The sequence below is a fragment of the Kushneria marisflavi genome (genome assembly GCF_002157205.1).
Classification (GTDB): Bacteria; Pseudomonadota; Gammaproteobacteria; order Pseudomonadales; family Halomonadaceae; genus Kushneria; species Kushneria marisflavi.
On record NZ_CP021358.1, the window covers coordinates 888,618 to 908,600 of the forward strand.

The following is a 19,983-nucleotide window of genomic DNA, read 5'->3' on the forward strand; positions in this document are numbered from 1 at the left end:
CGCCAGTCAGCTCGATCAGGGCTGAATCAGCGTGACCGAATTGCCACGCGGGTCGTCGGCGGCCTCTCGTGACGCGCGATTGGTCACGAAAACATCGTGGTTGTCGGGATCAATCGCGATGCTGTTGGGATGCGGCCCTGTTTCAAGCGTTTTGATCACCTCAAGGCTTTCAGCATCAAGCACACTGACCGTGCCCGCACCACGATTGGTGACATAGAGGCGTCCGGCATCCTCATCAAGACCGATGTCCAAAGCCCCCTTGCCGGTGCTCACCCGGTGAAGGGACTTTCCGCTTTCTGCGTCGAGCACTTCCAGCTCGCCGCTTTTCTGACCGGTCACCAGCAGGCGTTGATGGCGCTGATCAAAAACGACGTTAATGGCCCCTTTCACGTTCAGATCAAGGGTTTTGACCACTTCGCCGCTATCGGTATCGATAACGGCTACCCGGTTCTCTCCCAATAGCGTGACATAAATACGCTGATGCTCGGCATCCAGCGCCAGTCCGGCAGGCCGCGACCCGACGTTTTTGAAGGTGTTGGCAAGTACCATGTCATCGCCGTTGACGACCCACACCACCCCCTTGTCTGCCACGCCAGTGACATAGATCAGATTGCTGGGCTCATCCACGACAGCCAGGCGCGGCTGCGGCGGGCGCTGGTCGCCTTCAAGGTCGGCGTCACTCACCAGTGTCAGGGTCTTGAGGGTCCTGCCGCTTTTGGCATCCAGCGCGGTCAGTGTCCCACCCCGGGTATTGACCATGTACAGCACGTCGCGCTGCTGATCGAGCGCCAGGCCATGAATCTGCTGGGTCAGCGCGATGCGCTCGACCACGTCCAGCGTGGTGGCATCCAGACGGTAGAGATAGCTTTGGGCGCTTTTATCCCGGCCCCCGGCATCCGCCACCAGTACCTGGCGAGTATTGGGATCAAATACCAGCTCATAGAGGCTGCCGCCTAGCTGCACGTTTTTGCCGATGTGCACGCTGGAATGTGTTTGAACCCCATTGCCCTGCTGCGGCTGTGCTGCCGCCGGATTAAAGAGGCCAGTACCCAATACGGCAACCAGTACACCTGCCGCTACCCGCACAGCCCCCTGCCGCGAAACCACGTTCTTGCGCATGATATTGACTGCTCCCTTGAGGTTTTGGAATCGACTGGCGCCATGAAACATTGCCCGGCTTTCAACTGTTATCAGCCTTAACTCGATGATTTTCAAACAAGGTTAAAACGCTTTACTTGCGAATGATAATAATTAACATTGTATTTCGTAACAATGCGCCACCAATAAAAACTTTCAGAGCGCGATAAAAATGGCCGGCTCAACACGCCGGGCACGATCAAAACGATAAAACAGGGAACAACTCAGGGAATGTCACGCTCAACGTCAGGTCAAGCCACCACTATTGCCATCGCACTGGCGATTTCTGTCCCCATGTTTTATGCCAGCCCGACCCGGGCGGCGGCCCAACCTGCAGAGGAACTGCGTCAGCAGCTTGAAAACGAGGCCACCGCGGTTGATGTTCCTGCGCCGGTGGTCACCGTCAACCATGCCGACGATCTGGAAGAAATGGTGGTACTGGGCACCGCCGAACAGACGCTAAAGCAGGCACCGGGGGTGTCGATCATTACTCGTGAAGATATAGAAAAGCGCCCGCCGGCCAATGACCTTTCCGATATCATCCGCCGCATGCCGGGGGTCAACCTCACCGGCAACAGCGCCTCGGGGCAGCGTGGCAACAACCGCCAGATCGACATTCGCGGCATGGGACCGGAAAACACTCTGGTGTTGATCGATGGCAAACCGGTCGGCTCTCGAAATTCGGTCCGCTACGGCTGGCGCGGCGAGCGTGATTCCAGAGGCGATACCAACTGGGTGCCGCCGGAAATGGTTGAGCGCATCGAAGTACTGCGTGGCCCGGCCGCAGCGCGCTACGGCTCCGGTGCCGCCGGTGGTGTGGTCAACATCATCACCAAACGCGCCACAGAACAGTGGATGGGTTCGGTCACCACCTTTGCCAGCACGCCCACCAATAACGAAGAAGGCGCCACCAGACGCGCCAATTTCAACCTGGCAGGACCACTGACGAGTGATCTGAGCTTTCGCCTTTACGGCAGTGCCAACAAGACCGACGCCGACGATGTCGACATCAATACCGAGGCGCTCGATGACGAAAATCAGAATCTGCCGGCAGGCCGTGAAGGGGTGCGTAATCGTGACATCAATGCGGTACTGTCCTGGCAGGCCACCGATGAACAACTGCTCGATCTCGAAATGGGCTATTCCCGCCAAGGCAGTATTTATACCGGCGACTCGCAAAACAATACCGGCAATGAATTGACCCAATCCCTGGCAGCGGAAGGTGCCGAAACAAGCCGTCTCTATCGCAATAATATTGCCCTGACCCATACTGGCGCCTGGGACGACATGGATACCCGCCTCACGGCCCAGTATGAGCGAACCCGCAACACTCGGTTGAGTGAAGGAACGGCGGGCTCCGGTGAGGGGCGTATAAATGACGTTGATGATTACATCAGCAGTGAGTTCAACTCATACCGGGTCAGCGCCGAAGCGGACTATTACACCAGTCGCGTGTTCGAGCAGGTCATCACCTTCGGCAGCGAATGGAACCGGGATACACTGGAAGACCCGGGCAGCACCAATCAGAGCTTTGGCGAGACCGGCGATCTGGCAGGCTTTGCCCCCAGCGGCAGCGATAAAACCAGCGCCGAACTCAGCGGCGTCTACATCGAGGACAACATCGAGCTGCGACAGGGTACGATCGTGACACCCGGACTGCGATTTGACCATCACAGCGAGGCGGGCAATCACTGGAGCCCGAGTCTGAATGCCTCTCAGGAGCTCAGCGATCACGTTACCCTAAAGGCCGGCATAGCCCGCGCCTTCAAGGCCCCCAACCTCTATCAGACCAACCCGAACTATCTGCTCTACTCGCGCGGCAACGGCTGCCCGGTTGGCTCGCAGAGCGCCTGCTATCTGGTGGGCAACGAGGATCTGGACCCGGAAACCAGCATCAACAAGGAGATCGGCATCGAGTATCGCAATGACGATCTGGTGGCAGGGCTGACGTATTTTCGCAACGACTACAAGGACAAGATCGTCTCCGGGCTCAACCCGGTCGCGGTAACCGGTGGCGGCACGGAGGTACTGCAGTGGCGCAACGCCGAACGTGCCGTGGTACAGGGCCTTGAAGGCAACCTGCAGATTCCGCTGACCGACACTCTCTTGTGGAGCAATAATGTGACGTACATGATTGAATCCGAAGACAGGGAGACCGGTGACCCACTTTCCATCATTCCCGAGTTCACACTCAATTCAACGCTGGACTGGACCCTCAGCGAGCGGCTCAACACCCAGCTTTACTGGACGGCTTATGGTAAGCAGGAAAGCCCTTCGCGCCCCATCAATCGTTCAGGGGAAAGAAACGGAATCAATGATGATAGCCTCTCGCCCTACAGCATCATTGGCTTTAATGTGGGCTACACCTTTAACCCGCACCTGCGCGGCAGCTTTGGCATCAACAATCTATTCGACAAGCGCCTTTACCGCGAGGGCAACAGCAACAGCGCCGGAGCCGCGACCTACAACGAACCGGGACGCGCGATTTATTCGTCGCTGACCGCCTCGTTCTGAACGCGGCACTGCATCAGCCAGACCTTTGCCGCGCCATCGGAGCAAACGCCCGATGGCGCGGTCACATGAACACCATGAATCGTTGCGAGGCCACATGACACTGCCCCCCGACCTTGACGACACCAGACGCCGCCTGCTCAAGGGTGCCGGCGCCATGGCCCTGTTGTCGCTGCTGCCCGGCGCGCTTCTGGCGCGCTCTGCCGATGCGCGACCAGGGTCCGATTTCAACGAATCACTGCCGCCCGGCATCGTCGAGACAGGTTCCAGTGTCTATGACTTCAGGGTACATCGTCTGACAAGCCCGGATGGGGAGCGTCACTACCGCATTACCGTGGCCATTCCCAAAAAGGCGCCTCCCGAGGCCGGTTACACGCCGATCTATCTACTCGATGGCAATGCCGCGCTGGCCGCACTTGATGAGCAGTCACTAAAAGCGATGAACGCCGCCACGCCGCCGGTCCTGATTGCGCTGGGTTACGACACCGACCACCGCTTTGATGTCGAAGCACGTCAGTGGGACTACACCCCGAGACGTCCGAATCAGGACCCGATCATCGACGACCGTCATCCAGAGCGTCGCGGGGGCGGCGCCGACGACTTCATCAAGCTGATCAATGACACCATCATGGCGGAGGCCGAGCGCGATCTTTTGATCAATACATCCGAGCGCGCCATCTGGGGCCACTCCTTTGGTGGACTGTTTGTTCTGCACACGCTTTTCACTCACCCGTCATCGTTCGACCACTGGTATGCCGCCAGCCCTACGCTTCACTGGAACGGCTATCAGGTCGTTGCAGAAGCGGGGCGATTTCAATGGCCGTCGGATCAGCGCGGCAGCGCCCTTTTGATGCGCGGTGATGCCGAACTCCAACGCCGCGGCCCCTACTCCAACGGTGGCAGCGACAAGGAGATCAACGATCAGCTGGAAGGGCTGGCAAAACAGATAAACCGGGCGAAGGGCTTTGAGGCACGCTTTGAAGTACTTGAAGGTCTGGGACATGGTGCCGCGCTGGTGCGCTCGCTCAAGCTGACACTTTCAGACATCAGCGGCGCGACCCTGACACCATCAGCATGATGTGGCCGATTTGACAGACAGGGCCGGCTCGCCTGGCGAGCCGGCCCTGTCTATTGGCGGTCCTGTCCGTTGGACAGGGCACGGCTTTCTCAGCCGGCGCGTTTGGCCGGTGCCTGACGAAGCGTCAACGCCAGCAGCAGGATGGCCAGAATGCAGGACCCCACAAGCAGGGCAAAACCACCATCCCACCCATAATGATCCACGGTATAACCGACCATCGCACTGGCCGCGACCGAGCCGCCCAGATAGCCGAAAAGCCCGGTAAAGCCGGCGGCGGTGCCAGCCGCCTTTTTGGGCACCAGCTCCAGCGCGTGCAGCCCGATCAGCATGACCGGTCCATAGATCAAAAAGCCGATGGCAATCAGACACAGCATGTCGATGGTCGGATTACCCGGCGGGTTGAGCCAGTAAAGCACGGTGAAGACCGTGACCAGCGCCATGAAGCAGATGCCGGTTGCGCCGCGATTGCCGCGAAACAGCTTGTCGGAGAGCCAGCCGCACAAAAGCGTGCCTGGAATGCCCGCCCACTCATAGAGGAAATAGGCCCAGGAAGACTTGTCGACCGTAAAGTGCTTGACCTCCTGCAGATAGGTTGGCGCCCAGTCGAGCACGCCGTAGCGCAGCAGATAGACAAAGACGTTGGCAAGCGCGATACACCACAGCAGGCGGTTTTTCAGCACGTGCTCGACGAAGATTTCCCGAGCAGAAAATTCGCGTTCGTGGCTGTCATCATAGCCTTCCGGATAGTCATTCTTGTATTTTTCGATCGGCGGCAGCCCGCAGGTCTGCGGCGTATCGCGCATGGTCAACAGCGCAAAAACGGCCACACCCACGGCCACGGCCGCCGGCACATAAAAGGCCGAACGCCAGTCATTGAACCAGGCCATGCCCAGAATGAACAGCGGCCCGATCAGCCCGCCGCCCACGTTGTGCGCCACGTTCCAGACCGACACCACACCGCCGCGTTCGTGCTTTGACCACCAGTGCACCATGGTCCGTCCGCACGGTGGCCATCCCATACCTTGCACCCAGCCGTTGAGGAACAGCAGCACGAACATGATGGCGATATTGGACGTGGCCCATTCGGAGAAACCGAACACAAACATGATCAGCGCCGAGCACAAAAGCCCTGCCGGCAGAAAGTAGCGCGGATTGGAGCGGTCAGACACCGCCCCCATCAGGAACTTGGAAATGCCATAGGCGATCGAGACACCGGCCAGCGCCAGTCCCAGATCCCCACGTGAGTAGCCCTGCTCTACCAGACTGGGGATGGCCAGAGTAAAGTTCTTGCGAACCAGATAGTACCCGGCATAGCCGATAAAGATACCGGCAAAGATCTGCCAGCGCAGGCGCTTGTAGGTGCCGTCGATATCCGCCTCGGGAAGCGGCTTGCCGGGGCGTCCGGCCTTGAAGATTCCGTACATGAATGCCTCGATGAATGTAACGTGACGCGCCGCAGATTATTGTGTATCCCACAGGCGGGATGGTCCCTGTCACGGCGCTGTCATCAAAATGTCACATTCAGGCATTGGCCCCTACAGAGACCTTGGTCGGGGTAGCCATGTCGGAGGTTTTAGCGTGGTCTTTTGCTCCATGGCGCAGCAAACGTAAACCGTTGAGAACAACCAGAACGCTGGCGCCCACGTCAGCAAATACGGCCATCCACAGCGTACCCAGCCCCGCTACGGTGAGCGCGAGAAAGATCACCTTGATCCCCAGCGCCAGCGCAATGTTCTGCATCAGAATGCGGTGCGTGGCCCGCGACAGGCGAATAAAGGCGCCCACCTTGCGCAGGTCGTCATCCATCAGGGCTACATCGGCAGTTTCGATGGCGCTGTCGGTGCCCATGGCTCCCATGGCGAAACCGATATCGGCACGCGCCAGCGCCGGTGCATCATTGATGCCATCACCGATCATGGCCACACGCCCCTGACCGGCAAGTGCTTCTAGATGCGAGAGCTTGTCCTGCGGCATCAGGCCACTTTCGATGCGATCGATTCCAACACTGCGCCCGATCACCTCGGCGGCGTGTGGGTTGTCACCGGTCAGCATCAGGGTACGCACTCCCAGCCGATGGAGCTCGGCGACCGCCTCGCGGCTGGTCTCCCTGAGCGTATCGGCCACGGCATACAGGGCAAGCGTCCGGGTCTCATCCATCAGCACCACTACCGTGCGCCCTTCACGCTCAAGGGCCTCGATGCGCGTCTTGAGTGTCTGATCCAGATGGCCTCGTTCATGAACCAGCCCCTGATGGCCCAGCCAGTAACGTACGCCTTCGCTGAGCCCGGTGATCCCGAGTCCCGGCAGTGCCTCGACCGCCTCAAAGGGCGCCAGCGTCACGCCTTCCAACTCGCCGGCACGGGCCAGTGCCTGGGACACCGGATGATCCGAGCGCTGGGCAAGCCCAAGCGTCAGCGAGGCCACGTGTTCAGGGTGCTCAGCAACAAGCACGTCAGCATGTGTCTGCTGCGGCTGGCCGTGGGTCAGCGTGCCGGTCTTGTCGAGCGCCACCCAGCCAAGACGGCGACCCTCTTCCAGATAGACCCCACCCTTGATCAGGGTGCCTCGCCGAGCCGCATTGGCAAGCCCGGTGACCACCGTGACCGGCGTGGAGATCACCAGCGCGCAGGGGCAGGCAATCACCAGCAATACCAGTGATCGATAGATCCAGTCGAGCCAGCCACCACCGAACAGCAATGGCGGCACCACCGCCAGCAGCGCTGCCATTGCCACAACGGCCGGGGTATAGACGCGTGCAAAGCGATCGATGAAACGCTGTGTCGGCGCCCGCTCGCTCTGCGCCTGCTCGACAGCGCTGATGATGCGCGAAAGCGTCGAATCGCTGGCCGGATGAGTGACTCGACACTCAAGCTCGCCGGCCTCAACGATGGTACCGGCGAAGACACTGTCGCCCGGTGATTTATCAACCGGTAGGCTCTCACCGGTAATTGGCGCCTGATTGACGCTGGAGGCGCCGGCCACTACCTCGCCATCCAGACCGATACGTTCGCCGGGGCGTACCCGAATCAGGGCATCCACCGCGATTTCCGACACCGGCCGTTCTTCCCAGCGACCATCTCCCTGACGTACGGTCGCCACCTCGGGGGCCAGCTTCATCAGATCCTCGATGGCATGTCGCGCCCGGGACAGCGAGCGGGCCTCGATCCGCTCGGCGAGATTGAATAGCACCATGACCATGGCCGCCTCGGGCCAGTGACCGATCAAAAGCGCCCCGGTGACGGCAATGCTCATCAGCGCGTTGATGTTGAGATTGCCATGACGCACCGCGATCCAGCCCTTGCGCCAGGTCGCCAGCCCGCAGCCGACGATCGCCACCAGTGCCAGCACGGCCACCAGCCATATCGGCCCGGACATCCACGCGACTGCTTCGGAGGCACAGGCAGCGACAGCGCTGAGGATTAACGGCCCCCAGGGCGCTGGCGCTTCATCCTCCTGACCAGACCTGCCCTGATCGTCTGCAAGCTCCGGCACAAACCCCAGCTCGCGAATGGCAGCAAGAATCTCCTCCAGCGCATCGGGGGCATGCACCACGGTCAGCACACGCTGCAACAGGTTGAACTCCAGCCGCTCGACGTCCTCGCGCGCGGAAAGCTGCCTGCGGATCATCTGCTCCTCGACCGGACAGCACATCTGCGCAATGCGCATGCTGGTGCGCAGCTGTCCCCCCTCACGCACGCTGCCCGGCAACGGCGCATCGTGCGATGCCTTACCCTGATCACTACCGCAGCAACCGGTCGCAGCCTCGACATGATCGCTTGAGCCACCACAGCAGGACGGCGATCGAGGTGCGCAGCAGGACGAGGGCTCTGACGCCGATTCGCGGTTTAAAACAGGGGTAAAGACAGGGGCACTACCCGATGACGCTTCACGGTGATGTGTCATGCGCACTCCCTTGAAAAAGTAAATGCTGGTCACTCTGGAATGCACACATTCAAAACCCTATAGTGACTACAAGGTCAAGTTCGACAGATGCTCGACGGCCCTTGAGTATTCACATCAATGTCATCGCATCGTCAGCCCTTGCCACACAGGAGCGCCGCATGAAGATTGGAGAGCTGGCCAGAGAAACCGGCTGCAGCAGCCAGACCATTCGTTTTTACGAGCGCGAAGGGTTACTGCCGGCCCCTCATCGCAGCGAGAGCAACTACCGGCATTATGGGCAGGAGCATCTCAAGCGGCTGAGCTTTATTCGCAACTGTCGAGCGCTGGCCATGAGTCATGCCGAGATTCACGCGCTGCTGGCACTGGTGGATGAGCCACGAGGCGATTGTCAGGCCATCGATGCGCTGCTTGATGAACACATCCATCACGTCGAGGTACGCCTCAGGGAACTGGAGCAGCTGCACGGTCAGCTCAGGAACCTGCGAGACCGGTGCGGACATGCCAGCCCCGTAAATGACTGCGGCATCGTGCACGGTCTGGAAGAGATGTCATGGGAGGAAGAGCCCGGCAGCGCCACTCATCTGGGCTAGCCGGGCAGAATCACGGTCAGTGACTCAGGTACGGGGAAGGGTCACGCCGCGCTGGCCCATGTACTTGCCGCCGCGGTCCTTGTAGGAGGTTTCGCAGACCTCATCGGACTCGAAAAAGAGCATCTGCGCCACGCCCTCGTTGGCATAGATGCGCGCCGGCAGATTGGTGGTGTTGGAAAACTCGAGCGTGACATGCCCTTCCCACTCCGGCTCCAGCGGCGTCACGTTGACGATGATGCCGCAGCGCGCGTAGGTCGACTTGCCAAGACAGATGGTCAGGACGTTACGCGGAATGCGGAAGTACTCCACCGTACGCGCCAGCGCAAAGGAGTTGGGCGGGATTACGCAGGCATCCCCTTTCACATCCACAAAGCTTTTCTCGTCGAAGTACTTGGGATCGACGGTGGCCGAGTGAATGTTGGTGAACACCTTGAATTCATCGGAGCAGCGCACGTCATAGCCATAGCTTGACGTACCGTAGGAGATGACACGCTGATCACCGGCATGGCGGACCTGATCGTACTCGAACGGCTCGATCATGCCGTGTTCCTGCGCCATGCGGCGAATCCATTTGTCTGCCTTGATGCTCACGAGGGGTGTCCTGTCGCCATACCTGAATGGAAAAGAAAACGCAGATACCATGATGCCGGGCAGTGACGCCCGACAACCGTATCAAAATGTCGTGCATGATACCGGTCCGCCCGAGCCGACTAAAGCCTGAAGAAGCCTCCATCGATTCGGGCGACAAGCCGTTGGGCGCGTCAGTCGCCGAAGCTGATGGCCGGGCCGCTTTCGCGTGTCTTGCCGCCCAGCTGCTCGTCGATACGCGCGCTGATCGCCATGAAGGCGCGCGCCGCGTCGCTTTCAGGGTCGGCGACCACCGTCGGGCGACCGCCATCAACCTGTTCGCGAATGCTCATGGTCAGCGGCAAACGGCCCAGTACTTCGGTGTCGTATTGCGCGGCAATGCGCGCGCCGCCGCCTTCGCCAAAGACCGCCTCTTCATGACCACAGTTCGAGCACACGTGGGTGCTCATGTTCTCGACCACGCCCAGCACCGGCACGTTGACCTTGCGGAACATCTCGATGCCCTTGCGCGCATCCAGCAGCGCAATGTCCTGCGGCGTGGTGACAATCACTGACCCCGATACCGGCACCTGCTGCGACAATGTCAGCTGGATATCTCCGGTACCCGGCGGCATGTCGATAAAGAGATAATCAAGCTCTCCCCAGCCGGTCTGGGTCAAAAGCTGCTGGAAGGCGCCGGCAACCATTGGTCCACGCCATACCATGGCGGTTTCGGTATCCACCAGTACCGCCATCGACATCATTTTCAGCCCGTGCGCCTCGATCGGCTTCATGGTCTTGTCATCCACCATGGTCGGACGGGTGCCGGGCTTGATGCCCAGCATCTGCGCCTGGCTGGGGCCGTAGATATCGGCGTCCAGAAGGCCCACGCGATGGCCCTGTGCGGCCATGGCCAGCGCCAGATTGACGGTGACGGTGGACTTGCCCACACCGCCCTTGCCGGAGGCGACGGCCACCACATGTTTGACTGTTTCGAGCACTACCTGTCTCCTGTCCGTTTCCTGCCGACACCCCGGATTACGCCTGCGATGTCATGATCGAGCGACAGTATAAACCCTCACCCGCCGACAATCCCAGGTGAAACACTCGGATATGAACGCATGCCCCCTCTTCAGGGCTTCATCTTTCGTCCTGGTGATTCACTGTCCTGGTAATTCACTGCTCTAGTGATCCACTCGCCCGCGCAGCGCCTTTTTCTGACCACGCTGCTTCTTGCCTTCCAGCCGACGCTTTTTGGACCCCAGCGTCGGCCTTGTTGCCTTGCGCGGTCTGGCGGTGTAGATCACCGACTTGATCAGCGCCCGCAGCCGAGCCTGAGCCTCCTGGCGATTGAGCTCCTGAGTGCGCTGCGACTGTGCCTTGATGATGATCAGCCCGCTGGCCGTAATGCGATGGTCATTGAGCGCCAGCAGCCGGTCCTTGTACTCCTGCGCCAGGCTGCTGTTTTGTATGTCCATGCGCAGATGAATGGCCGAAGCCACCTTGTTGACGTTTTGCCCACCGGCGCCCTGAGAACGGATGGCATGCATCTCGAACTCGCTGTCGTCGATGGCAATGTGACGGGATATCTGCATGCGTTATGTTTCTCGAACCGTGTTGGTGACCAATAAGCATTCTTGTAAAAGCAGGAGGCGGCCGGCTTTACGCTTTTGCCATGACATCCGTCACCCCGGGATCACCACCAATGGCGGGCAACTGGCGGGGAGTGCAACAGCGAAAGGATACTACTCAAGGCCCAGCGACTTCTGTACTTCGAGTTTTTGCATGATGAAATCGGCGTGATCGACATAAAGAAGTTCTGCCAGCTTGCGTACCCGGGCCTCCTCCTGTGGATCAAGCACCCCATCGGCATAGGCCATGCGCCAGAGTCGGCCAATCAGCGCCACCCGCTGCGGATAGTCATATTCATCACGGATCAGGCGTACGAACTGATAGTGATCCACCGAATCCCTGACCTGCTGGCGAGCCATATCGACCAGGGTTTCCACCGCGCTTTCCTCAAGGTCAAATCGACGCTTGAGCATATCGCGCAGCGCCTGCTGCTCGACATCCTTCATTTCACCGTCTGCGCGCATGACCTCACACATCAACGCCGCCACCGCGAGTTCCAGCGTCATTTCGTGATCCTGATCACCCGGCGAGCGCCCGCTCATGCGCTCAAAAAACTCATTGATGGTATCCAGCATGCTGTTGTCTCCGAAGGATTGGCGCCCATCGTTATGCCACAGGGCGACACACAAAATACAGGGGCGCGCCGCATCGGCCAATGCTGGAGGATCAGGCAAGAGACAGACAGTAATCACTACGGCGTGGCAGCCGTGGGCGCACTACACTCCGGGTCGTTCCGTCATACCAAAGGAGGTTAACGTGTCGAACACCATTAAAACCGTGAATCCGGCCACCGGCCAGACCATCCGGGAATTCGAGACTATCTCCGATGAGCAGCTGCAGCAAAGAATCGAGCAGACGCATCAGGCCTTCCTTGACTGGAAGCAGCGCTCTATTGAAGAGCGTGGCAAGCTGGTGCGCCGGGTCGGCGAGCTTCTGGTCAAGCACAAGGACCGACTGTCGAGCCTCATGACCGAGGAAATGGGCAAGCCGATCAGCCAGGCCCCGCCCGAAATCGATCTGTGCAAGAGCATCTGTGACTACAGCGCCGACAACGCGGCACGCGTCCTGACCGAAGAAGCGCGTGATCTGCCCGGCGGTCGTGCACTGGTCACGCATCAGCCGATCGGCATCATCTTCGGCATTCAGCCGTGGAACTTTCCCTTCTATCAGGTCATTCGCTACACGATTGCCAACCTGATGGCCGGCAATACCGTGCTGCTCAAGCACGCGCCCAACGTCTGGGGCTGCGCCGAAGCGCTGGAAGATATCTTTCGTGAAGCCGGCATGCCCGACAACGTCTTCACCGTGCTCTACATTCGCGATGAGCAGGCAAGTCAGGTCACCGAACACCGTCTGGTGCGCGGCGTGACCTTCACCGGCAGCGCCGCCACGGGCCGCAAGGTCGCTGCCGCCGCCGGCGAACAGCTCAAAAAGACCGTGCTGGAGCTTGGCAGCAACGACGCCTATCTGGTGCTCGAGGATGCAGACATCGACAAGGCGGTCGAAACCTGTGTGACCGGCCGCATCAACAACAACGGCCAGACTTGTGTCGCCGCCAAGCGTTTCGTGGTGGTAGACGCCGTCTATGAGCAGTTCCGTGACGCCTTTGTTGAAAGAATGAAGCAGGTCGAATTCGGTGATCCCACGGATGAAAACACCCAGCTGGGCCCGCTGGCACGCAAGGACCTGCGTGACGAGCTCCACAAGCAGGTGAAGGAATCCGTCGACAAGGGTGCCGTCTGCCTGACCGGTGGCGAAATTCCGGACGTGGATGGCTTTTTCTACCCTTCCACGGTGCTGGAAAACGTCACGCCCGGCATGCCGGCCTACGATGGCGAGCTGTTCGGTCCAGTCGCCTCGCTGATTCGTGCCCGTGATGAAGAAGACGCACTGCGTATCGCCAACGACTCGGTCTACGGCCTGGGCGGCGGCATTTTCTCCGAGGACGAAGAGCGCGCCGTACGCCTGGCCCGCGATCATTTCGATACCGGCATGGTCTGCATCAACGGCTACTATATCGCCCAGCCCAACCTGCCCTTTGGCGGCGTGAAGGAGAGTGGCTACGGCCGTGAGCACGGCGGTTATGGCATGCTTGAGTTCGTCAACAGCAAGTCGCTGATGATCGCACAGTCCTGATATCGCAAGTGCACGACCCATCCGCCTGCGGCAAGGGGTAAATCGACCCGACACCATGGGCGATGGGACAAAAAAATGCCCCGGGGAATGACTCCCCGGGGCATTTTCATGTCGCGTTACCTGCCCGCAGCGATCTGTCGATCGACGCTTAACGCAGCCCCAGAAAGGACAGGATGAAGAGCACCACGACCACCAGACCGATGATATAAATGATATTGCGCATGTCTTGCCCCTTGCTTCGTTATGAATGCGGGCCACCCTGTAGCGAGGCCGACCGTTAACGCGTTCCTGCGTTGGCATCAGATTAGTTCACGGCGTGAAAGTGAGCCAGGCGTTCAGGCATGAATGACGTCATACTCGCCGGGAACCGTGCCACGGACACCTTGCCGGCCCTTACCAGGCCAGCCAGATGGTATGGCGCGCGCCCTTGCCGGGACGATGCGCGCGGACCATGTGCTCCTCGACACAAAGTCCCGCCCGTTTGAGCCGTTCGCTGAAGCCGGGATCCATCCCTGCCGACCAGACCGCCAGTACGCCATCGGGACGCAGTGCCCGCTGGATGCTTTCAAGCCCACGCGCACTGTAGAGGCGGTCATTGTCACGCTGGGTCAGCCCTTCGGGGCCGTTGTCGACATCCAGCATGATGGCGTCAAACCCTGCCTCACTGCGGGCCATCACATCGGCCACGTCCTCAACGAGGATATGACAGCGTGAGTCACGAATCGGATAGCCGGCCGCCGCGCCCAGCGGGCCGCGATTCCACTCGACCACCCCGGGCACCAGCTCGGCGACCACAACCTCGGCTTCAGCGCCAAGCGTTGCCAGGGCCGCGGCCAGGGTAAAGCCCATGCCCAGCCCGCCGACCAGCACCCGTACGTTTTCATGCTCGCGCACACGAGCGCAGGCAAGCTCGGCGAGTGCGTCCTCGGAGCCATGCAATCGGGTATTCATCAGCTCACCGGGCTTGCCGGCAATGCGGATGGAAAACTCATCGTTGCGCTGTAAAAGCCGCAGCTGACCGCGCCCGCCGGGGATATCCGCGGTATCAATCTCACAAAGCTTGGCCATGAAATACCTGTCAAAAAAAGAAGAAAACGAGGCCTGACGATCCCCCTTACAGGGCGCCGGCACCCGTTGACAAGGGCGCGTCGACCAGACCGTAGAGCGCTCGCTCCTCACGGCACTGATAACTGCCTTCCTCGAAGTCACGACAGACCTGAGGGCGTCGGGGGTGAATGCTGCACAGCATGGTGTCGCGGTCGACGGCCGCGCACCAGCCCTCTTCATCCTGGCGCATCACCACACCGCCCCACTCGTCCTCCTCAAGCAGCCCATGAGGCACGCCGCGCGCCAGATCATCGTCATCGAGCATCACCAGCAGCCGACAGCAGCACGCCTCACAGTTGAAGCAGCTGACACCGTCAGGCGTCTCGATATTTTCAAGGTGAAGGTCACCGGACATGACGCACAGCCATCCGTCAGAATTGGCCGGCCATTGTACACATCCGCTGTCGTTACGGCGGTCGTATTTACGACACGCCGTGATGCCGGGGGCCGATCAGGCGAGTACTCCACGCGATGCAGGCCAGCAGCAGGATCTGCAGCGGCAAGCGCAACAGCAGCACCATCTCGGGTACCCGAGGAAACTTCTCGGCGTGCCACCACATGTAGACGTTGGCCGGCGTCACGCACAGCGTCAGTGCGATCAACCCGATCCCGGCAGCACGGCGATAGCGCGGCAGCAGGATACCGATCGCCCCAAGCAGCTCGAATGCCCCGGTAATGAAGACCGCCGGCATTTTAAAGGGCAGCGAGGGTGGAATGATCGAAGCAAACGCCGTCGGCCAGACAAAATGGGCAATGCCGCCAAGGCAGAACCAGGAGAATACGACAGCGAGGCCGATACGCTGGCCTCGTGTCGCGGGTCTTGATGTGCAGCGCGTCATGGGAATACCTTCTCGAAGCGCTCGAGCACCAGCTCGGAGGCATCAGTAAACTCGACGCCCAGTCCTGCCGCCTCGTGTTGAAAAAAACGGACATGCTCACGATGCCACCAGGCGTAGGTGCCATCTCCCTCGCCTTCAAGGGCAGCGAAGGCCGGCGTCACCTCATCGAATCGACAGGTGGTGACAGACGTCAGCGCGACGATGCATACCGGCGCCTCAAGACTGTCCAGTACCACGGTCAGTTGCCCGACTGTCGGCAGCCGCTCATTGGCAGCCAAATACGATACCTTCAGACCGCAGCTGGCCCGCTTGATCCCGGCGTTGACCAAACGAGCACATTCATCGATCAACTCAGGGGTATCACCGAACGCTTCTGCAATCACGCCACTTTCACGTGATCGCTCATCAGAAACGCAGGTCTCACGATAACGCTTGAAAAACCGCCACTGTGCAGGTGTCACGCTCAACGCCTCCGATGATCGATGCTACAATCGCCGGTCGAGTTTACAGTCTATCCACCCCTGGGCGCAGTCGATACCGGCGCCCGCGGGTTCGTCACGGGAATCTTCCAGCCACCATGTCGAACAACGCCAAGCGCCAGATTCTGGTCACCAGTGCCCTGCCCTATGCCAACGGCTCGATCCATCTGGGCCATTTGCTGGAATACATTCAGACCGATATCTGGGTGCGCTTTCAGAAAAGCCGCGGCCATGAGTGCCACTACGTCTGCGCCGATGACGCCCATGGCACTGCCATCATGCTGCGCGCCGAGCAGGAAGGCATTACTTCCCAACAGCTGATCGACCGGGTCAACGCCGAGCACCAGGCCGATTTCGCCCGCTTTGGCGTGGCCTTTGACAACTACTACTCGACCCACTCGGAAGAGAACCGCGTCCACAGCGAGCGCATCTATCGCGCCCTGCGTGACGGTGGCTTCATCGCCACCCGCGACGTCGAGCAGATGTATGACCCCGAGCGCGGCATGTTTCTGGCCGACCGCTTCGTCAAGGGCACCTGCCCCAAGTGCCACACGGACGATCAGTATGGCGACAATTGCGAGGCATGCGGTGCCACCTACACCCCGGCCGAACTGCTCAACCCGGTCTCGGCCGTCTCCGGGGCCACACCGGTGGTCAAGAGCTCGACCCACTACTTTTTTGAATTGCCCAAGTTCGAGCCGTTTCTGAAGGAATGGACGCGCTCCGATCGTCTGCAGCCGCAGATCTCCAACAAGCTGCAGGAGTGGTTCGAAGCCGGCCTCAACGACTGGGATATCTCCCGCGACGCGCCCTACTTCGGCTTTGAAATCCCTGACGCGCCGGGCAAGTATTTCTATGTCTGGGTAGATGCGCCGATCGGTTATATGGCGAGCTTTCAGCAGCTCTGCGAGCGTGAAGGCATCGACTTTGACCACTACTGGAAAAAGAACAGCACCGCCGAGCTGTATCACTTCATCGGCAAGGACATCGTCTATTTCCATGCGCTGTTCTGGCCGGCGATGCTGGAAGGCGCCAACCTTCGCACGCCCACCGGTGTCAACTGCCACGGGTTCGTGACGGTCAACGGCGCGAAGATGTCGAAATCCCGCGGCACCTTCATCAAGGCCGAAACCTATGAGCAGTTCCTGAACCCCGAGTACCTGCGCTATTACTTCGCGGCCAAGCTGACTGCAGGCGTTGATGATCTCGACTTGAACCTTGAGGACTTCGCTGCCCGCGTCAACTCGGATCTGGTTGGCAAGGTGGTCAACATCGCCAGCCGCTGTGCGGGCTTTGTAAAAAAATCCGGTGGGCGCCTTTCCGCCACCTGCGCCGAGCCCGAACTGGTGCAGCGCTTCATCGATGAAGGCGAGGCGATCGCCGCCGATTTCGAGGCGCGCGAATTTGCCCGTGCGGTACGTCGCATCATGGCGCTCGCCGATGACGCCAACGGCTATATCGCCGAGAAGGCGCCCTGGGCGCTGGCGAAGGAAGAAGGCCGCGAGCAGGAGGTGCTGGACATCTGCTCGGTAGGCATCAACCTCTTCCGCCAGCTGGTGGTCTATCTGGCCCCCATCGTGCCAACGCTTGCCGAAGGCGCGCGCAGCTTCCTCAATCTCGACACCCTCAACTGGGCCAGCCGTACCACGGTGCTGACCGATCATGCGATCGAGAAATTCAAGCCGTTGATGACGCGCGTCGAGAGCGACAGGATCGATCAGATGATCGAAGCCTCAAAGGAGGATCTCGCCGTCGAGAAAAAGCTCAAGGACGACGCGAAAGCCGCCCAGGGGGAAGCGACCAGCGCACCGGGCGATGTTGCGGCGGATTCAGTGAGCGTCGATCTCGAGCCCATCGCGCCGGAAATCGCGATCGATGATTTCGCCAAGGTCGATCTGCGCATTGCTCGAATCGAACAGGCCGAATACGTCGAGGGGGCCAAAAAGCTTTTGAAGCTGACGCTCGATATCGGCAATGAGACCCGCACGGTCTTTTCCGGCATTCGCGCTCAGTACGCCCCCGAGGCGCTTGAAGGGCGGCTGACCGTCATGATCGCCAATCTGGCCCCACGCAAGATGCGCTTTGGTCTGTCGGAAGGCATGGTGCTTGCCGCCGGCGACGACGATGGCATTTACCTGCTCTCACCCGACAGCGGTGCGAAGCCGGGAAGCCGCGTGAGCTGATCGCGACGTTTACTGTGCTTCTCCCAACGCCAGCCTCCTGAAGGCTGGCGTTTTTCTGTCTCTTTCGCCCCCGTCATTTCTTCCCTCCCTGAAACGTCTCACACCTTCATAAATCAAATGCGGCGCCGATATATCCTTACGCTGACGAATCTGCCCCTTGAAAGCTACGGGCGAAGTCAGGTCGCCATGGAACGCCGACGGCATGCATTCATTACGATTTCGTTTTTTATTGTCCATTGTGCTGGTGGCATGCCTCGCTCTGCTGGCGCTGTGGGGAATTGCACATTTTCTGGTTTATCCCAAGCTGCTCGCGCGCGAAAACGACTATGTAGCTCTGGAGATGGGGCGAGTCGAGAGTGCGTTAAAGGACGATCTGGACAATCTGGGGGGAGATACCCGCGACTGGGCCAGCTGGGACGATGCCTACGACTTCATGCAGGGCAAGGCACCCGACTTTGCAGAGCGCAATTTCAGTCAGGAAATGTTTGAAGACATGGACCATCTCATGATGGTATTCATGCGCATGGACGGCACGCCCGTCTGGATGGCCGGCTACAACCCCGATACGGATACCTACAGTACCTGCACCTCGGCCACCAATGAGTGTCGCTGGATGTCGCCCTTTTTCAACGTGATACAGGCGCACGTTCACCAGCAGGCCCCCGAGCTGGACAAATGGCTTCTGAGCGTGCCGACGCCGGCCATGATTGCCACCAGCCCCATCGTGCCAACCGAGCGTGGCAGCGAACCACCACTGGGCTGGCTGGCCATTGTGCGCAGCATGGATCGTCCCTGGTTTGAATCCGTTCGCCATCAGACCGGTGTCAATGTCTCCATCGAGCCGATCCTACATCCCGATCTGATCGTCAAACCGCCCCCCATCATTCGCATCAGCGATGATCAATTACTGGCCACCCGATGGCTGAACGCCGAGCCCAACGACGACATCCTTTCCCTGCAGGCCACACTGGCACGTCGGGATTTCATGGCCAACACCGCCTCGTTCAACTTCGCCATGCTCTGGACGATCGGCGTTCTGTTCACCGTGGTGATGGTCATTCTGGGGCTGCTGGAGCTCATTATTCTGGCGCCGACCCGACGTCTGGCCCGGTTTACCCGGGAGCAGCGTCAGGAAGACCATTTCTCGGAGACTCTGCCGGTCAATCTTGTTGCCCGACGCGATGAGATCGGCAGTCTGGCGCGCGAGTTTCAACATCTCTTGATGCATCAAAAAAAGCGTACCGATTCACTGGAACATCTTAGTCAGCGCGATCACCTCACCGGCCTGCTCAATCGCCGCTACCTCGACGAGTATCTGGTTCAGGCTCTGATGCAAGCCCACCACGAACGCCATGGCGTTGGATTGATCATTATCGATATCGATTATTTCAAGGCCTATAACGACCATTATGGCCATCCAGAGGGGGACCACTGTCTGACGCGAGTGGCCCGCACCCTGGATCGTCTCGTGGATGTCCAGGGCATCGTGGCCCGCGCCGGCGGCGAGGAGTTTATTGCTGTGCTCCCTGACACCAATCGCAAGCGCACCTGGCGACTGGCCGAACAGCTACGCCTGGCCGTGGCGGCGATGTTGCTGCCGCATGAGCATTCAAGAGTTGCCCCACATGTCACCATCAGTGTTGGCCTGGCCATCAGCCTGCCGGAAGCGCCCTGCCAGCCCGCCGAGCTGATGCGACTGGCCGATGAAAGCCTTTATCGAGCCAAACAGGCTGGCCGCAATCGGGTCGATGCGCAGATTCGAGACCCAAACCCTAAAGTCGGCGCGCTTTAAGCAATTCATGCAGGATGGGCCCCGCGGTC

Annotated in this window: 17 protein-coding genes; 6 read left to right on the top strand and 11 right to left on the bottom strand. The window is 59.9% G+C overall.

All coding sequences use genetic code 11. The features are described 5' to 3' along the window. Nucleotides 1-15: 15 nt before the first annotated feature. Entirely contained in the window at nucleotides 16-1,119 is a 1,104-nt protein-coding gene (locus B9H00_RS04075) for a YncE family protein (protein ID WP_157663175.1), read from the bottom strand. A 249-nt stretch (nucleotides 1,120-1,368) separates the two neighbouring features. Here B9H00_RS04075 and B9H00_RS04080 point away from each other — a divergent pair, with 249 nt between their 5' ends. After that, a complete protein-coding gene (locus B9H00_RS04080; RefSeq protein WP_169713418.1) occupies nucleotides 1,369-3,651 on the top strand; it encodes a FepA family TonB-dependent siderophore receptor in 2,283 nt (760 codons plus the stop codon). Nucleotides 3,652-3,745: 94 nt separating this feature from the next. Continuing rightward, nucleotides 3,746-4,726 (top strand): alpha/beta hydrolase, encoded by a 981-nt coding sequence (locus B9H00_RS04085; protein WP_157663176.1) that lies wholly within the window; start codon nucleotides 3,746-3,748, stop codon nucleotides 4,724-4,726. Between the two features lie 89 nt (nucleotides 4,727-4,815). Here B9H00_RS04085 and glpT read toward each other — a convergent pair whose 3' ends face one another. Both glpT and B9H00_RS04095 read right to left on the bottom strand, forming a co-directional pair. Further along, on the bottom strand, nucleotides 4,816-6,150 hold the full coding sequence (gene glpT, locus B9H00_RS04090) for a glycerol-3-phosphate transporter (protein ID WP_086899596.1): 1,335 nt from the start codon (nucleotides 6,148-6,150) through the stop codon (nucleotides 4,816-4,818). A gap of 97 nt (nucleotides 6,151-6,247) precedes the next feature. Continuing rightward, nucleotides 6,248-8,629 carry a heavy metal translocating P-type ATPase gene (locus B9H00_RS04095; RefSeq protein WP_086899597.1) on the bottom strand — a complete coding sequence of 794 codons (2,382 nt, stop codon included), beginning with the start codon at nucleotides 8,627-8,629 and terminating at the stop codon, nucleotides 6,248-6,250. Nucleotides 8,630-8,787: 158 nt separating this feature from the next. On the opposite strand from B9H00_RS04095, the gene cadR reads away from it, so the two are divergent. Then, a complete protein-coding gene (gene cadR, locus B9H00_RS04100) occupies nucleotides 8,788-9,219 on the top strand; it encodes a Cd(II)/Pb(II)-responsive transcriptional regulator (RefSeq protein WP_086899598.1) in 432 nt (143 codons plus the stop codon). A gap of 24 nt (nucleotides 9,220-9,243) precedes the next feature. On the opposite strand, the gene dcd is transcribed toward cadR, so the two are convergent. The 4 genes from dcd to B9H00_RS04120 form a co-directional block, all read right to left on the bottom strand. Continuing rightward, nucleotides 9,244-9,810, bottom strand: coding sequence for a dCTP deaminase (gene dcd, locus B9H00_RS04105; protein ID WP_086899599.1), 567 nt, complete (start codon nucleotides 9,808-9,810; stop codon nucleotides 9,244-9,246). 170 nt (nucleotides 9,811-9,980) lie between these two features. Then, nucleotides 9,981-10,787 (bottom strand): iron-sulfur cluster carrier protein ApbC, encoded by an 807-nt coding sequence (gene apbC / locus B9H00_RS04110; RefSeq protein WP_086899600.1) that lies wholly within the window; start codon nucleotides 10,785-10,787, stop codon nucleotides 9,981-9,983. A 183-nt stretch (nucleotides 10,788-10,970) separates the two neighbouring features. Continuing rightward, complete coding sequence (gene arfB / locus B9H00_RS04115; RefSeq protein ID WP_086622148.1) at nucleotides 10,971-11,381, bottom strand: alternative ribosome rescue aminoacyl-tRNA hydrolase ArfB; 411 nt, start codon at nucleotides 11,379-11,381, stop codon at nucleotides 10,971-10,973. Between the two features lie 150 nt (nucleotides 11,382-11,531). Further along, on the bottom strand, nucleotides 11,532-11,993 hold the full coding sequence (locus tag B9H00_RS04120) for a tellurite resistance TerB family protein (protein WP_086901692.1): 462 nt from the start codon (nucleotides 11,991-11,993) through the stop codon (nucleotides 11,532-11,534). 181 nt (nucleotides 11,994-12,174) lie between these two features. Between B9H00_RS04120 and B9H00_RS04125 the strand changes: the two genes are divergently transcribed. Beyond that, nucleotides 12,175-13,554 carry an NAD-dependent succinate-semialdehyde dehydrogenase gene (locus tag B9H00_RS04125; protein ID WP_086899601.1) on the top strand — a complete coding sequence of 460 codons (1,380 nt, stop codon included), beginning with the start codon at nucleotides 12,175-12,177 and terminating at the stop codon, nucleotides 13,552-13,554. A 393-nt stretch (nucleotides 13,555-13,947) separates the two neighbouring features. Here B9H00_RS04125 and B9H00_RS04130 read toward each other — a convergent pair whose 3' ends face one another. From B9H00_RS04130 to B9H00_RS04145, 4 genes are all read right to left on the bottom strand, one after another. After that, nucleotides 13,948-14,622, bottom strand: a complete 675-nt coding sequence (locus tag B9H00_RS04130) for a spermine/spermidine synthase domain-containing protein (protein WP_086899602.1) — start codon at nucleotides 14,620-14,622, stop codon at nucleotides 13,948-13,950. Between the two features lie 46 nt (nucleotides 14,623-14,668). Continuing rightward, entirely contained in the window at nucleotides 14,669-15,016 is a 348-nt protein-coding gene (locus B9H00_RS04135) for a YkgJ family cysteine cluster protein (protein ID WP_086899603.1), read from the bottom strand. Nucleotides 15,017-15,083: 67 nt separating this feature from the next. Continuing rightward, nucleotides 15,084-15,500, bottom strand: a complete 417-nt coding sequence (locus B9H00_RS04140; RefSeq protein ID WP_086899604.1) for a DoxX family protein — start codon at nucleotides 15,498-15,500, stop codon at nucleotides 15,084-15,086. Next, complete coding sequence (locus B9H00_RS04145; RefSeq protein ID WP_169712219.1) at nucleotides 15,497-15,961, bottom strand: ASCH domain-containing protein; 465 nt, start codon at nucleotides 15,959-15,961, stop codon at nucleotides 15,497-15,499. Before B9H00_RS04145 ends, B9H00_RS04140 begins: the two co-directional genes overlap by 4 nt. A 116-nt stretch (nucleotides 15,962-16,077) precedes the next feature. Here B9H00_RS04145 and metG point away from each other — a divergent pair, with 116 nt between their 5' ends. Further along, entirely contained in the window at nucleotides 16,078-18,162 is a 2,085-nt protein-coding gene (gene metG, locus B9H00_RS04150) for a methionine--tRNA ligase (RefSeq protein WP_086899605.1), read from the top strand. A gap of 202 nt (nucleotides 18,163-18,364) precedes the next feature. Then, on the top strand, nucleotides 18,365-19,954 hold the full coding sequence (locus B9H00_RS04160) for a sensor domain-containing diguanylate cyclase (protein ID WP_086899606.1): 1,590 nt from the start codon (nucleotides 18,365-18,367) through the stop codon (nucleotides 19,952-19,954). Nucleotides 19,955-19,983 lie beyond the last annotated feature (29 nt).

Bases quoted from the DNA above. Each gene is read 5' to 3' on its own strand.
- B9H00_RS04075 (WP_157663175.1), bottom strand. From the start codon at position 1,119: ATGCGCAAGAACGTGGTTTCGCGGCAGGGGGCTGTGCGGGTAGCGGCA.
- B9H00_RS04080 (WP_169713418.1), top strand. From the start codon at position 1,369: ATGTCACGCTCAACGTCAGGTCAAGCCACCACTATTGCCATCGCACTG.
- B9H00_RS04085 (WP_157663176.1), top strand. From the start codon at position 3,746: ATGACACTGCCCCCCGACCTTGACGACACCAGACGCCGCCTGCTCAAG.
- glpT (WP_086899596.1), bottom strand. From the start codon at position 6,150: ATGTACGGAATCTTCAAGGCCGGACGCCCCGGCAAGCCGCTTCCCGAG.
- B9H00_RS04095 (WP_086899597.1), bottom strand. From the start codon at position 8,629: ATGACACATCACCGTGAAGCGTCATCGGGTAGTGCCCCTGTCTTTACC.
- cadR (WP_086899598.1), top strand. From the start codon at position 8,788: ATGAAGATTGGAGAGCTGGCCAGAGAAACCGGCTGCAGCAGCCAGACC.
- arfB (WP_086622148.1), bottom strand. From the start codon at position 11,381: ATGCAGATATCCCGTCACATTGCCATCGACGACAGCGAGTTCGAGATG.
- B9H00_RS04120 (WP_086901692.1), bottom strand. From the start codon at position 11,993: ATGCTGGATACCATCAATGAGTTTTTTGAGCGCATGAGCGGGCGCTCG.
- B9H00_RS04130 (WP_086899602.1), bottom strand. From the start codon at position 14,622: ATGGCCAAGCTTTGTGAGATTGATACCGCGGATATCCCCGGCGGGCGC.
- B9H00_RS04135 (WP_086899603.1), bottom strand. From the start codon at position 15,016: ATGTCCGGTGACCTTCACCTTGAAAATATCGAGACGCCTGACGGTGTC.
- B9H00_RS04140 (WP_086899604.1), bottom strand. From the start codon at position 15,500: ATGACGCGCTGCACATCAAGACCCGCGACACGAGGCCAGCGTATCGGC.
- metG (WP_086899605.1), top strand. From the start codon at position 16,078: ATGTCGAACAACGCCAAGCGCCAGATTCTGGTCACCAGTGCCCTGCCC.
- B9H00_RS04160 (WP_086899606.1), top strand. From the start codon at position 18,365: ATGCATTCATTACGATTTCGTTTTTTATTGTCCATTGTGCTGGTGGCA.